Below are 13,649 nucleotides of genomic sequence, written 5' to 3' on the forward strand. Positions count from 1 at the left end.
GGGAATGACGCAGATGTCAGTTGATGTTTATCTTAACTTTAATGGAAACTGTCGCGAGGCAGTAGAATTTTACGCACATGCTTTTGGGACTGAGAAACCAAAGATCATGACGTTCGGGGAAGCACCGCCCAACCCCGATTATCCTCTAACAGAAGAAGCCAAAAATCTGGTCATGCATACGCGGCTTCAAATTGATGGAAGTAATGTGATGTTTTCAGACGTTTTTCCTGGTATGCCTTTTGTTGCGGGAAACAACATCAGCCTCGCCATCGTCAATAAGGACGAGGAGAGAATTCGTTCATACTTTCACAAATTAAAAGAAGGCGCGACCGTAAACATGGAGCTTCAAGAAACATTCTGGAGCAAATGCTACGGTAGCCTTAAAGATAAGTTTGGAATTGAATGGCAATTAAGCTATGATAACGAAATGACCGGCAGATAGGCCTTTTATATTGTCATACGACAGTGGAGCCTTCGCAAGCTTTTCTGATTGAATGCTTTGTGAGGGCTTCATATCAATCGCAGCCTTGAAATTCTTCCAAAACCTTGGATTTGTCTCCATGGATCTTATCCAGGTGATTCTCTCCCCAATAGCATAAATGGTCTAGTGCGGGTTTTAATCCCCAGCCGTACTGCGTTAACTCATACTCCACTTTAGGTGGGATTTCATTATAAACCTCTCGTGTAACAATCTCATCCTTTTCCAGGTTTCTGAGCTGAGTGGTCAGCATTTTTTGAGTAATGCCAGGCATTAACCGACGAAACTCAGACGATCGTTTCCGTCCTGTCATCAGATGGTAGATAATTAAAGGCTTCCATTTTCCTCCCATTACCTCTAAAGCTGCTTCCACTCCAACTTGATACTTCTTTTGAACCCTATTTTTGGTCGGTTCATTCATTCCTTTATCCTCCTTTAGAAGGCTACGTTTGCTAAAAACAACCCATCACTTCAATTCGTGACTCAGGTCAATTTAGGTAATCTACCTAGGGCACTTCCATGTTCCTATGGCACCTGTATTATCCTATAGAACGTAAAAGTGCGTACTTCCAGATTATTTTCCTAATGTTTATAATAGCAGCAAGCATGGAGCATGCCTAGAAGTTAGCCTATTGAGAAAGGTAGTGAAAACATGAAAGTACTAGTCGTTGTTTCACACCCAAGAAAAGATTCCCTGACCTTTAAGGTTGCCGGTCGTTTCGTACAAGGTCTTGTCGATGCGGGCCACGATTATGAGATATTGGATTTGCATGGGATCGGTTTTGATCCTGTTTTAAAAGGAGTAGATGAACCGGATTGGTCCGTTGCGGAGCAGTCTTTTTCCCCTGAAGTAGAAATGGAAATAAGGCGGTTGAAAGAGCATGATGCGTTGGCATTTATTTTTCCACTTTGGTGGTGGCATTTGCCAGCTATGCTGAAGGGTTATATTGACCGTGTATGGAACAATGGGTTTGCGTACGGTTCGAATCACCTTCATCATCAGCATATCTTGTGGATTGGCTTGTCCGGCGTTTCGAAAGAACAGCTGAAAAAGCGTAGATATGATGAAATGATTACTCATTTGCTGAATGTGGGTATTGCAGATTATTGCGGTGTTTCCAACTCCAAGGTTGAATTCTTAGATGAGACTCTGGGTTCAAATTCTGCTCATTATGAAATATTGCTGGACCAAGCTTATCGCTTGGGTCTGAATTATGCCAAGGATTAGGCTTTATTTACAAGCCGCTAACCCATCCATATTTTCCATGGAAGTGGGTTAGCGTTTTTTTCGTTTATTAAACTTTAACTGGCCTTCGACAACAAATAGAGAAAATAAGGGGTAACCAAGATAGTGATTATGATTCCGGTTGGAATATCAGCACCAAAACTGATCGTGCGTGTAAGGGTATCAGCAATCAATATAACGAGCGAGCCAACCAATGCAGTAGTAGGTAACAGCAGCTTATGATTGGGTCCTACCAACCTGCGAGCCAGATGGGGACTAACCATGCCCACAAAAAAGAAATTCCCACCAAGTGCCACGCTACCAGAAGCCAGAGCCACTGCTGCGATCGTCAAGCCGATAAATTCCCTTTTAATGGCTACGCCAAGCCCCGATGCTGTCTGATTGCCCAAGTTCAGCGTATTGAGTGTGTTAGACCTGTAAAAAACATAAAAGCAGATGGCCAGCACCCAGGGAAGCAGCACCATAATATAGTTCCAGTCGTCCCCCCACAGGTCTCCAGCCTGCCAACGCAGAGCAAAATCATACTGTTGCTTGTCTAGTCGGAGCGTCAGTAGCAGCGACAATGCGCTGTAGCCACTCCCCATAGCAACACCCGTTAAAATTAGGCCTGTAGGTGAAATGTCTCTTCCCCGCCTAAAAGCAAACATAAAAATCAAAAATGCTGCTGTGAGCCCACCTGCAAAAGCCAGCCCTGGAAGAATAATAGGCGATAGTAATCCCTCACTAGCGAACAGCGTAATATATAAAAGCACGAATAACCCCGAGCCCGAGCTGATGCCTAGTGTGCCCGGACTGGCCATGTCGTTTTTGAGCAAGCTTTGCATAATACAACCCGACATCCCCATGCCAATACCCACTAATACGGAAAGCACAATACGTGGCAGTCGAAATTCAAATACGATCAGATTCTGCTTGCTCGTTCCTTCGCCGATGATGACCTTGAAAACTTCGAGTGGGGACAGATTCATTTTCCCGACATTCATGCTGAGTACAGCAACCAGCAGTGTCAACACAGTTAACAGTAAAATAATGCTTATACCCCTGCTATTGCGGGACAGATTCAACTAAACTCCCTCCTTTGCTTGCGCACAAGGTAGAGAAAATAGGGTACGCCGACCAAAGCAAAAATTATGCCTAGCGGCGTTTCATGAGGGCGATTAATCATTCGACCCAGCAAATCTGCTGCCAGTAGAAACACTGCTCCATACAACGCTGAGGCGGGAATAATATATCGATAATCTGTACCGACCAGATAGCGTATAATGTGTGGCACGATCAAACCTACAAACCCAACAGGACCGACTACAATAACCGATAACCCCGTTAAAATTAATACGATTAAGGTTGAAAATAGCTTGATTCTATTCGCTCGAATTCCTAGGCCTGATGCCACCTCCTCTCCAAAGCTCAAGATCGTAATGGAGGGAGACAGGGCGATAGCACAGACCAAGCCCACTACAAATAGTGGTGAAATGAAAGCCAGTTCACTCCACTTGGCACTGGCTGTACCACCAGCAGACCAATAATCAAGTGCTTGACCAATCTCATACTTAATTGCGAGAAAAGTGCTGAACGCACCAAAGAGCATAGAGATGGACATTCCTGCTAGCACTAAGCGCTGAGGCGTCATCCCCCGTTTGCCTATAGACGCGATGTAGTACGTAATTCCTGTGGTGGTTGCTGCGCCCAAGCAAGAATACAGCATGGTTTCACCATAGGTGCGCCCTGGCAAAAAGACCATACATAGTGCAATAGCAAATGTCGAGCCTGAGCTTATACCAATGAGTCCCGAGTCGGCCAATGGATTGCGAGTCGTTCCCTGCATGATCGCCCCGCACACAGCTAGGCTACACCCAACAATGATGTCCGCCACAGTGCGTGGAAAACGCAATGTATGAATAATTTGGTGTTCCGTAATATTGGGATCAAATTGAAATACAGCCCCCCATGCCAGCTTCAAGCTCATTTCCGCAGCACCAAAGGTGATGGATGCTGCGGAAACTATCATGAGCAGAAACACGCCCACAATCATGTAGCTTACAAAATGAAATATTCCTTTTTTATTTCGTTCTTTGTGAGTAGACATTGATTACACCCTTAGTTGGTCACATATGCATCATTACTTCGTTTGCTCCAGTAATTTTCCAATAATATAATCTAGCTGTCCTGTCATACTAGCAACGTCCGAATAGTAGAACAGTCCTGCATATTTCGCTGGAATTTCGATGATGTGCCCATTTTTGACGGCTGGAATACTGCTCCAGATTTTGGTTTTCGCATATTCGGATTCTTTGCCTTCCTGCTTAAACCACAGGACATAATCGCCAAAGTATTCAGCAGCTACCTCGTAGGATAAAGAACCTCTCCCCTCTCCAGAATTTTTAACCAATGTGTTGAGTTTTTTCGGTTTGTGAAGTCCTAGATAATCGTAAATCAACGTTCCTCCACGTGAGCCTGTTTCATAATATATTCCGTAGGAGCCACTGCCCCAGTCCTCAAAAATGCTAAACGTTTTGTCTTTGAATATGTCGGAATTTAGTTTTTCTTTGGCCTCACTCAACTTGCTTTCAAACTGTGAAATCACTTTATCCGCTTCTGCTTCATGTCCTGTGGCCTGACCAAGGAATTTCATCCGTTCCACAGACGTCATCTTACCCTCAGGTATTACAAGAACAGGTGCAATTTTGGACAGCTTATCATAATCCTTTGTATCATATGTAATGATGAGATCTGGATCGTACTTCATAATTTCCTCAGTCTCCCATTTTTCAATAACAGGAATCCCGTTAAACTTATCGTAAAAAGGCATGGTTTCTTGTTTCCAACCAAATACCGCAGCTGGCTTGATTCCCAGCGTGAATACATCGCCAATATACCAGTTCACCACTACCCGTTGGGGGTTAGCAGGCACCTTTACATCTCCTTTTATCGTAGACACTGTACGTGTACCAGACTCACTGCTTGCCTCTTCCTTCGCCGAAGATGCAGGTTGAGCAGATGAATCTGAGGAACTGCCAGCATTTCCACACCCTGAAATAACGAAGATTATTACGAATAATGCACACAAAATCATGTAAAATTTCTTGCTCATCATATAATGCATGTTGTAAATTCTCCTTTAACATATTGTAATTGTAGAGCATACTTAAAATTAGTGATATTGATAATCATTATCACTAATATAAAATTGTAAATTTCACCTCCAAGATTGTCAACTGTTTCTTTACGTTTTAGTTACTTTAATGGATTTTCCAACGTTGCCCTTCTATTCGCTTCATGCCATTCCTGATAGATTCCTCCAATTTCAAAAAATGCTTTATTTATTTCAGTTGTCAGCTCCTTCATGATCTCCTTGGTATATTTTAGATGAGTATTTCGGTTATCTACTTTATATTTACGAAGCAGATTTAGGTGAGCAATGATATGAATCGTATCTTCGATGATCCAATACATCACATCCTCTACATCTTTGGTAAGCTTATTTAGCATCTGTACGCCTCTTTCATACATTTGGAGCGTGTACCCCTGTTTGCCAACTTTCACATGCGGACTCAGATCATCATAAAAACCTGTACGGAAAGGTCGGCTTACATATTGCTCATACTGTTCTTCGTACATCGAAGTTTGTTCGAGCAGCTTAACGGTCATTTCTATGATTTCTTGTTCATTGTATATTTTTCTCATCCTATTTCATCTTCCTTTTCTATACTAAAATTTAAGTCATCATCATATTAGGTTATAAGTAATGCAATAAAATACCAAACTATTTTTTTACCAACCATTAACAATTCTTTTTGCTGCAAACGATAATTAGAATAGAGGGAATTTCCCTCGATATTTCATATTGAAAGGGACAGGCAAATGAATAAAGTATGGGCGAAAGCATCGGCTATTTTATTGGTAGTGGTATCCCTAATCTTCAATGGAACATACGCGCTCGCAGCTTCAGCAGCATCCACGTATATCATTACGTTTCAGCAAGCAACCCTGGTCTCGAATGACCATGTAGGCAACGATTGGGCCATCGCTGCCCAGGTGGCTGGTCAGTCCATTAGTGAAGGTAACAGTGTAAAAGTAAAAGCCAAGTCGGGTAGTAGCATTAAGCTGTATGCGTACGCTGAGGAACAAGACAAAATTCCTGATGTAGGCGAAACCACGAAAAATGTAAAGGTCTCTTCGGTTTCTTCCAAAGGTTCTACCGTTAAGTTAAGAGTCACTGTTACTGAAAATCGTGGACGATACTCAGGTCATCAAGCCGTTTGGGAATTCACCTATAAGATTAAGAAACAATCATAAAGCACTATAAATAGACCGTCACTCTCAGGAGCGGCGGTCTTCATATTTTACAAGTCAGGACAACTAGGTAGATACCATTTCGGGATATAGATTTGAAAGCAATCATATGCCTCCAAAACCTCTTCTGCTTGTTGTACCATATCGTCTACCTCTTCTTTGCCAAATGGAATGGCCCAGGGAATCGATGAAAGCTGATTGCTTGCAATATACAGTGCCATTAATCTAAAAAATAAATCCGGTACATCATTATGGAAATAACCGTGAATACGACCTGAAGCAAATAATGGGCTTAATCCTGCACACCAGGTAATACGGTTGAATTCTTCCCAGGGATCACCATAATCCAGCCTATTAAAATCAATGATCCCCAGTTCACCAGATGGGGTAACCACCATATTTCCGACGTGATAATCCCCGTGCTGAAATGTCTGGGGGCGATTTTCTAATAGATGACGGTTTTGCTCAATAAAGCTTATCGTTTGGTCTGCTCCCTTTAAAGCAATACCGCATGACTTAAAGTTTCTAATATATCTGTTGATTTTGGCATTATAATGTTCAGCCCATGGGACCAGGTCCTGCTCTGCATGAATCTCATGCAATTTAGCCAATACCTCTCCCGCCTGAAACCCGAGTTGATACTGCTGTTCGGCGTTTAACGATGGGATAACACCTTCAGCATCTTCCCCGTTGACCCAGGTAAATAAAGAGTATACCGACTGTCCGTTGTTGCATATCCCAAAATCAAGCGGACGGGACATTAGAATATTATCTATATGATGCAGCTTTTTTACGGATTCAAATTCTCGCTGTTTCTTGTCATATTGGGCGATATCCGAAATTCTCAATAGTAACTCCCTACCGTCAGCGGTTTGAATATGATACTTGTTGTCACTGGACCAGCCCTTATGTATTTCTTGCACGTTGCTCCATGCGCTGGCACCCGGTATTTCCCTCAAGAGTTGACTCACGCTCGCATCCCTCCACGCTAATAATAACCTTGCTTGCTATGCCTTCCATAGTTTACCTTCAAAATGAGGGAGGAATCAATCTTCTTGCCAGCATAAACCCAAATAAAAAAGGCTGAAAAGAAAAATTATCTCTTCAACCTGACTATAAAATGAGTTGTTATCATAAATACCCATTATAATTACCTATCATAAGTACCTATCACTTATACCCTCAATTTAGTAAGCATAGGAAAACTCATTTTTAAATTCGTCTACCCGTTGAATAGTTTTCAGAATATTCCGACCTTCACGGGTACCATCAATAATACGACGTGCTTGTTTGCTGTCTCCGATGTTTACAACTTCCACTTGATGCTCTTTTCCATATTGAAGCAAGCTATCCATCAGTGGAGTGTATGAACGCATACCCAAACATACGAATCCGAGATCAAAAGGAATCTCAAACACCTGTTCTCCACGCTTTACTTTGAAACGGTCGCTGCACACTTCCGTCAAAGCTGTCTCTGTATGGACGTTCACTTCTCGTTCCTCCACCATTTTCATCATTGAAATGCGGGTAATCATATCCAGGTCCTTACCCAATAAAGGCATCATTTCAATAATGGAAACTTCTTGAGCCCCGCGTTCTGCATAATATTCTACAACATCCAGTCCCACGGCTCCACCACCCACTACAGCAATACGTTTGCCTTCAAACTCTTGAAAGTTCTCCATATTGTTCAACAGATCAAAGATAGAAAATACTTTTGTACCCGGTTTTCCTAGTTGATCGTGCAGACCTGCAATCGGTGGAAGCAGCGGTTTGGCCCCCGTTGCATTAACAATAATATCAGGGTTCAGAGCACTAATCATCGTCAGATCTGCTCGTGTGCCTGTGACAATATTCAGATTGGTTAATTGCTTGGTGCGCTGAATCAGATAATCTGGGAAGTCATTGATGCGCGTTTTGTCTGGTAAGCGTGCAATATCACGCGCAAGGCCACCCAGTTCTGCCTTTTCTTCAAAGAGGGTTACTTGGCAGCCTACCTCAGCCGCTGTACAGGCCGCTTCCATTCCCGCGGTACCCCCACCGATCACAACGACTTGGACATTGTTTCTAACTCGTTGTTTCCGGTATTCAGCTTCCTTGAACAAATCTGGATTTACCGTACAGCAAATTGGTTTACTTTTGGAGATACGGTGATCGGCACAACCAATGTTGCAGGAGATGCATTTTCTAAGCAAATGCTCGTAGCCGTTTTGCACTTTGAGTACCCAGTTCGGTTCTGCGATCAAGCCTCTGCCCATTGCCAGAAGATCAGCGTCACCTCTTTCCAATATGTCCTGCGCAGCCTGTGGGCTCCGTATATTACCTGAGGTCATCGTGACCTTTCCGAATTTATCTTTTACTGCTTTAGCCATATAAGAGCGCCAACCATCTGGCAGGTTCATCCCGTCTATCTGGTACTGAATGGAATCATTTAGAGCTGCAGAAACGTTCAAAATATCTACCTCATCATTGAGATACTCCAGTAACTCCAGTGTATCTTCCAAGGTATTCCCACCTTCTGTAAACTCCTCCGCACTAAAACGTAAGCAAATGGGGAAGAATGGACCCACCACTGAACGAATTTCATCAATGACTAATCTGGCAAAACGAGTACGGTTTTCTGCGCTGCCGCCAAATTCATCCGTACGTTTATTGTACACCGGCGAAAGAAACTGACTCAGCAAGTAGGAATGTCCCGCGTGAATTTCAACACAGTCAAATCCTGCTCGCTGTGCTCTTCCCGCTGCTTCTCCGTATTTACGTACAATGGCATAAATTTCTTCTTTTTGCAAAGGTCTTGGAATCGCTCCACCCTTTTTAGAAGGAATATTCGAAGAAGAAACGGGTTGAACTCCGTTCAGTCGTCCAGCATAAGCCGAAGCACCCGCATGGTTAATTTGTACAGAAACACATGCTCCGTAAGAGTGCAGAGCTTCTGTTAATCTAAACAGGCCAGGAATAAACTGATCATTATCCATCCGCAGCTGGGTTGTTCCGTTCGTACCCATAGGGAAATCCAAACAAACATTTTCTACTGTGATCAGGCCGGTCCCCCCTTTGGCCCGTTGTACGTAATAGTCAATATGATCCTGAACAAAGCTTCCATCCATGGCAGCAAAGTTGGTTCCCATCGGGGGCATTACAATCCGATTCTTCAAGGTCATACGCCGTATGGTCAGAGGTTCAAATATCGCAGGATAGTGGTTCATAGTTCTTCCTCCTTGCAGTTTTGCAAATTTCATTCATTTTCAAGTTTCATTACATAACTCATATATGTGATTTTTTTCACTTTAAAGAATATCGAAGTTTTATTGAGTACGATCATTCCTTATGACTTGATTTTATATTATTCGATCTATAAATTCTAATGCTATTTTATACGCTGAATCATAGTTTCAGTCTATAGATAAAATGTAGTCCTACATAAAAAAAGGAACCATCCTTTAAGAAATGTTCCTTTCAGCTCAAACCCAAATCATACTTTATTCGTTATTCACCTATGTATCCGTTCTTTTGAAACCGTAGGGCCTACGCTCCAATATTCCTTCCCTAACATATCTGTCCAACAGTTCACACATTGTAGCATATCCATTTTTGCTAAATGAAGGTGTGTAGGCTTTGGCTTTAGGAGAGGTGTTCAGATATTGAAGGAAGAATCCCTCATCTATCACCTGCGTATCGTAAATATAAGCTTCAATCGATGTATGCCGTTCTGGGTGATGCTCCCCAATATTCACAAACAGACAATGATCACCATGTAAATCAGCTGACCATATTCCATCTATAATCAAGTCTGTTTCTCCTTGTTCCAGCCATTCAAACTGAGTTGGGAACGGAACGTACTCAGAAGGTCTCATTTGATGGGTTTCGGTAGCCATTCGTTCACATAAACGCTGCGCAGATAGCGTGTACTCGTCCCAAAAGCCCAAAATAGCCATATCTCTTGCGCGCGAGTATCCCCATTCTTGATTTTCTTCTGTCGAAGTTTTGAACTGTGCTAACGATTGGTCTATCCTCTTATGCCTCATTGCTGTTCTCCTTCCTCCGATCTATCACAAGATGTACTCCCATTTAGAAACCAAAAATCCCCCGCTCGAAAAGCCGTGTGAGTTCAAAAAAGAAACATCACGGCTTAACGGCAAGGGAAATATATCTATCTGTATACAGATTATACTTTTAGATCACCATCATAGGTGGCAATCATTTTGTATAGTTCGGGACGACGGTCACGGAAAATACCCCATTCGATCCGCCCTACTTCCAGCTCGTCCAGATCAAATTCGGCGGTAAGCACTTCCTCATCGGTACGACCAGCCTCTGCTATCTTATTCCCTTGAGGGCCAGCGATAAAGGATGAGCCGTAGAAATTGATGCTGGATTCTTCATCGGTTTCCTTTCCGATACGGTTGGAAGCAATGACTGGAATCAGATTGGAAGCTGCATGACCTAGCATGCAAGTCTGCCAGTGGTCCTTGGAGTCAATGGAGGAATCTTGTGGTTCTGAACCAATCGCTGTCGGGTAAAATAAAATTTCTGCGCCCATAAGCGCCATACAGCGGGCCGCCTCAGGATACCATTGATCCCAGCACACGCCTACTCCGATTTTGGCATAACGTGTATTCCACACTTTAAAACCGGTGTCGCCCGGATTAAAATAAAACTTTTCCTCATACCCAGGGCCGTCCGGGATGTGGCTTTTGCGGTATTTACCTAACACTTCACCATCTGCATCAATAACAGCAAGACTGTTGTAACGAGCATAGTTCTTCTTCTCGTAGAAGCTGATTGGCAGCACAACCTGCAATTCCTTGGCAATCTTCTTGAAATGGTTAACCGCTTTGTTGTGCTCCAACTCAGTTGCATATACATAATAATCAGACTTTTCCTTCTGGCAGAAGTATGGAGTTTCGAACAATTCCTGCAGCAAAATTATTTGCGCGCCTTGGGCCGCCGCTTCACGTACCAACTTCTCTGCTTTGCTGATATTTTCTTCGATATTGGTAGAACAGCTCATTTGAGTTGCTGCCACTTTTACTTTTCTCACCTTAGTCCTCCTTATAAATGTTGTATCGTTCAACGCTTTACAGCAGGCATCTGCTGGGTTGTACAGTGTACGTTACCGCCTTCACGGATAACTGCCATACCATCTACAGTGCGGATCTTGCGATTCGGGAATAATTTTGACAGCACTTGCTGGGCTGCAAGATCACTCTCAGCAGCAGTTCCGCCAAACACAGGCAAAATAATGCCGCCATTCACAAAGTAGAAGTTAATATAGCTCAGTGTCAGTCGGCTGTCTTCATAATCCACACGCGGCGGTTGGCCGATCTGAATCACTTCCAGCTTACGACCTTTGGCATCCGTTGCTTGCTCTAGAATACGCAGATTTTCCTGCGTGATTTCATAATTTTCATCCTCAGGATCATCACATACTTGCATAATGACCTTGCCAGGAGCAGCAAAGCAAGCAATATTGTCCACATGACCATCCGTTTCGTCGCCACTGAGTCCACGTTTTAGCCAGATAATTTTCTCGGCACCTGTATATTCGCATACGTACCGTTCTATTTCTTCTCGGCTTAATTCCGGATTGCGGTTGGGATTGAGCAAGCACTCTTCGGTTGTAATTAGAGTACCTTCGCCATCTACATGCAGTGAGCCGCCTTCCATTACTAGCGGTGCATCTAACCGCGGAACTCCAAGTTTGTCCAGTATTTGCGGCGCAACCTGGTCATCCAGATCCCATGGAGCATATTTGCCGCCCCAAGCATTAAACTTCCAGTTAATACCTGCCAACTGACCCTGCTCATCCGTCAGAAAAGTTGGACCGTTATCACGTAGCCACGCATCGCTGTGCTCTATTGGTAACAGTTCTACCCGTTCCCCGAGCTCAAGCGCTTTAACGCTCTCCAGATCATCTGGATTTACGACTACGGTAACTGGTTCAAATTCCGCCATAGCACTTACGATTTCGGCATAACCCTTACATACCTCGGCATGCATATCGGGGTAAACCATTGAAGATTTTACAGGCCAGGAAATATACGTACGTTCATGTGGCACCCATTCAGGCGGCATCTTATAATGTGAATCCTTAATTTGCATGTATTGAAACTCTCTTTCTTTTCAGAATGTAGACTCCGCTCCTATCATACAATAATATGATCTTTGTCTCAATCGAAGCGGAAAAGTTTTAATAATTTACATTGAAATTTGAGAAATTACTTTGAAAAGGTGATTGCTTTCACCGTACTGCCATCAAAATCCTTCACGGTAAATTGTGCTCCCTCAAGCACACCATAAGAGGATGGATAATTTTCTTTTGGTAATGCGATTGAACCAGGGTTCAGTACAAAGACCCCATTTTCCACATCTGCTACCGGAATATGAGTGTGTCCTTGAATGAATACATCACCCGCTTCTAGTGGCGGTAAATTTCCGATACTAAAACCATGTCCATGCGTGATATAGATTCGCCGTCCTTCATGGTACAGTAAAGCATAATCACCCATCATCGGAAAATCCAGCAACATCTGATCCACTTCTGCATCGCAATTCCCGCGTACCGACACCGCAATGTGGGATTTATATTGGTTCAGCATAGCAGCCACTTCCGCCGGGTTATATCCTTCCGGTAACGGATTACGCGGTCCATGGTACATATAATCTCCAAGCAAGACAAGGCGGTCAGCTTTCTCCTGCCTAAACTTTTCCAGTGCCAATTGCAACCAATACAGTGAACCGTGAATATCTGATATAAACATTAATTTCATAGTTTTTCCTTCCTTTCTGAATAGGCCATAGTAATTTGGAAATATTCCTCTTACGTTCATTATTACATTATTCCCTGAACAAATCTGTGCAAAAATGTTTCTTTACGTTTGGTAGTTCTCTGTAAAGACGCAAAACTACAGTTCCAAATGAACTGTAGTTTTATGGTTAATTTCTTTTATACTTGTGCTTGTCATCTTCGGTAATTTTACGGATGACCTTGCAAGGGTTCCCTGCGGCAATCACACCAGAGGGAATATCTTTGGTAACAACGCTTCCTGCACCAATAATTGAATCATCCCCTATCGTGACGCCCGCCAGAACGCAAACATTACCACCGATCCAAACATTATTGCCCACAGTAATTGGAAATACAATTTCCAACCCTTCATTACGTTGTTCCACATCAAGAGGATGACCCGCAGTATAAAATCCGCAGTTAGGAGCAACAAATACATTATCACCGAACACTATTTTTGCCCCATCAAGCATGATCGTATTGTGGTTACTATAAAAGTTTTCACCGATTTCGATATTATACCCATAGTCACACACAAAAGGCTGCTCAATCAAGAATCTATCCGTTGTCTTTCCTAGTAAAGTTTTGATGAGTGTTTCTCGTTCTTCCATATTTCTAGGATGGAGCTGATTATATTCGTAGCAGAGACCTTTGGCGTATAGACGTTCCTCAATCAATTCTTCATCATAATTAGCATTGTATAGGAGTCCTAATTGTGATTTTTCTTTTTCTGTCATCGCTTGTCCACACTCCGTTTATGTAGTTAGATTCTCGTGGTAAATGACGCTCATAAAAAAATTGGCGACCGCTTCCCCCATAATAAAGCAGAGGCGGTCGCCACG

The 13,649-nt window shown here is 43.0% G+C and carries 15 protein-coding genes; 3 read left to right on the top strand and 12 right to left on the bottom strand.

Translation table 11 applies throughout. The features are described 5' to 3' along the window. Positions 1-13 precede the first annotated feature (13 nt). Complete coding sequence (locus G9G57_RS12770) at positions 14-442, top strand: VOC family protein (protein ID WP_044786539.1); 429 nt, start codon at positions 14-16, stop codon at positions 440-442. Positions 443-515: 73 nt separating this feature from the next. Here the strand turns inward: G9G57_RS12770 and G9G57_RS12775 are convergent, their stop codons facing one another. Further along, positions 516-899: a winged helix-turn-helix transcriptional regulator gene (locus G9G57_RS12775; protein WP_017428532.1), complete on the bottom strand. Its 384-nt coding sequence runs from the start codon at positions 897-899 to the stop codon at positions 516-518. A 231-nt stretch (positions 900-1,130) separates the two neighbouring features. On the opposite strand from G9G57_RS12775, the gene G9G57_RS12780 reads away from it, so the two are divergent. Continuing rightward, positions 1,131-1,706, top strand: a complete 576-nt coding sequence (locus G9G57_RS12780) for an NAD(P)H oxidoreductase (RefSeq protein WP_016818994.1) — start codon at positions 1,131-1,133, stop codon at positions 1,704-1,706. Positions 1,707-1,780: 74 nt separating this feature from the next. On the opposite strand, the gene G9G57_RS12785 is transcribed toward G9G57_RS12780, so the two are convergent. The 4 genes from G9G57_RS12785 to G9G57_RS12800 form a co-directional block, all read right to left on the bottom strand. Next, positions 1,781-2,788 carry a FecCD family ABC transporter permease gene (locus G9G57_RS12785; protein WP_164965028.1) on the bottom strand — a complete coding sequence of 336 codons (1,008 nt, stop codon included), beginning with the start codon at positions 2,786-2,788 and terminating at the stop codon, positions 1,781-1,783. After that, positions 2,785-3,810, bottom strand: coding sequence for a FecCD family ABC transporter permease (locus G9G57_RS12790; protein WP_017428530.1), 1,026 nt, complete (start codon positions 3,808-3,810; stop codon positions 2,785-2,787). The genes G9G57_RS12785 and G9G57_RS12790 overlap by 4 nt, the downstream gene beginning before the upstream one ends. Before the next feature lie 33 nt (positions 3,811-3,843). Continuing rightward, positions 3,844-4,827: an ABC transporter substrate-binding protein gene (locus tag G9G57_RS12795; RefSeq protein WP_017428529.1), complete on the bottom strand. Its 984-nt coding sequence runs from the start codon at positions 4,825-4,827 to the stop codon at positions 3,844-3,846. Positions 4,828-4,958: 131 nt separating this feature from the next. Beyond that, positions 4,959-5,408: an immunity 63 family protein gene (locus tag G9G57_RS12800; protein ID WP_164965029.1), complete on the bottom strand. Its 450-nt coding sequence runs from the start codon at positions 5,406-5,408 to the stop codon at positions 4,959-4,961. A gap of 177 nt (positions 5,409-5,585) precedes the next feature. On the opposite strand from G9G57_RS12800, the gene G9G57_RS12805 reads away from it, so the two are divergent. Beyond that, positions 5,586-6,020 carry a hypothetical protein gene (locus tag G9G57_RS12805; RefSeq protein ID WP_164965030.1) on the top strand — a complete coding sequence of 145 codons (435 nt, stop codon included), beginning with the start codon at positions 5,586-5,588 and terminating at the stop codon, positions 6,018-6,020. A 47-nt stretch (positions 6,021-6,067) separates the two neighbouring features. Here the strand turns inward: G9G57_RS12805 and G9G57_RS12810 are convergent, their stop codons facing one another. The 7 genes from G9G57_RS12810 to G9G57_RS12840 all read right to left on the bottom strand — a co-directional run bounded on the left by G9G57_RS12810 (position 6,068) and on the right by G9G57_RS12840 (position 13,544). After that, positions 6,068-6,988, bottom strand: coding sequence for an aminoglycoside phosphotransferase family protein (locus G9G57_RS12810; RefSeq protein WP_164965031.1), 921 nt, complete (start codon positions 6,986-6,988; stop codon positions 6,068-6,070). A gap of 216 nt (positions 6,989-7,204) precedes the next feature. Next, complete coding sequence (locus G9G57_RS12815) at positions 7,205-9,226, bottom strand: oxidoreductase (RefSeq protein ID WP_164965032.1); 2,022 nt, start codon at positions 9,224-9,226, stop codon at positions 7,205-7,207. Between the two features lie 288 nt (positions 9,227-9,514). After that, a complete protein-coding gene (locus G9G57_RS12820; RefSeq protein WP_019687171.1) occupies positions 9,515-10,045 on the bottom strand; it encodes a hypothetical protein in 531 nt (176 codons plus the stop codon). 140 nt (positions 10,046-10,185) lie between these two features. After that, positions 10,186-11,061, bottom strand: coding sequence for an N-carbamoylputrescine amidase (gene aguB / locus G9G57_RS12825; RefSeq protein WP_016818981.1), 876 nt, complete (start codon positions 11,059-11,061; stop codon positions 10,186-10,188). A 29-nt stretch (positions 11,062-11,090) separates the two neighbouring features. Next, a complete protein-coding gene (locus G9G57_RS12830; RefSeq protein WP_164965033.1) occupies positions 11,091-12,122 on the bottom strand; it encodes an agmatine deiminase family protein in 1,032 nt (343 codons plus the stop codon). A 116-nt stretch (positions 12,123-12,238) separates the two neighbouring features. Next, entirely contained in the window at positions 12,239-12,790 is a 552-nt protein-coding gene (yfcE, locus tag G9G57_RS12835; RefSeq protein WP_107735026.1) for a phosphodiesterase, read from the bottom strand. A 166-nt stretch (positions 12,791-12,956) separates the two neighbouring features. Next, positions 12,957-13,544, bottom strand: a complete 588-nt coding sequence (locus G9G57_RS12840; protein WP_019687167.1) for a sugar O-acetyltransferase — start codon at positions 13,542-13,544, stop codon at positions 12,957-12,959. Positions 13,545-13,649: the final 105 nt, after the last annotated feature.

The organism is Paenibacillus sp. EKM211P, from assembly GCF_011066175.1.
Classification (GTDB): domain Bacteria; phylum Bacillota; class Bacilli; order Paenibacillales; family Paenibacillaceae; genus Paenibacillus; species Paenibacillus polymyxa.

Bases quoted from the DNA above. Each gene is read 5' to 3' on its own strand.
- G9G57_RS12820 (WP_019687171.1), bottom strand. From the start codon at position 10,045: ATGAGGCATAAGAGGATAGACCAATCGTTAGCACAGTTCAAAACTTCG.
- G9G57_RS12780 (WP_016818994.1), top strand. From the start codon at position 1,131: ATGAAAGTACTAGTCGTTGTTTCACACCCAAGAAAAGATTCCCTGACC.
- G9G57_RS12790 (WP_017428530.1), bottom strand. From the start codon at position 3,810: ATGTCTACTCACAAAGAACGAAATAAAAAAGGAATATTTCATTTTGTA.
- G9G57_RS12815 (WP_164965032.1), bottom strand. From the start codon at position 9,226: ATGAACCACTATCCTGCGATATTTGAACCTCTGACCATACGGCGTATG.
- G9G57_RS12770 (WP_044786539.1), top strand. From the start codon at position 14: ATGTCAGTTGATGTTTATCTTAACTTTAATGGAAACTGTCGCGAGGCA.
- G9G57_RS12830 (WP_164965033.1), bottom strand. From the start codon at position 12,122: ATGCAAATTAAGGATTCACATTATAAGATGCCGCCTGAATGGGTGCCA.
- G9G57_RS12840 (WP_019687167.1), bottom strand. From the start codon at position 13,544: ATGACAGAAAAAGAAAAATCACAATTAGGACTCCTATACAATGCTAAT.
- G9G57_RS12805 (WP_164965030.1), top strand. From the start codon at position 5,586: ATGAATAAAGTATGGGCGAAAGCATCGGCTATTTTATTGGTAGTGGTA.
- G9G57_RS12775 (WP_017428532.1), bottom strand. From the start codon at position 899: ATGAATGAACCGACCAAAAATAGGGTTCAAAAGAAGTATCAAGTTGGA.
- G9G57_RS12800 (WP_164965029.1), bottom strand. From the start codon at position 5,408: ATGAGAAAAATATACAATGAACAAGAAATCATAGAAATGACCGTTAAG.
- G9G57_RS12795 (WP_017428529.1), bottom strand. From the start codon at position 4,827: ATGCATTATATGATGAGCAAGAAATTTTACATGATTTTGTGTGCATTA.
- yfcE (WP_107735026.1), bottom strand. From the start codon at position 12,790: ATGAAATTAATGTTTATATCAGATATTCACGGTTCACTGTATTGGTTG.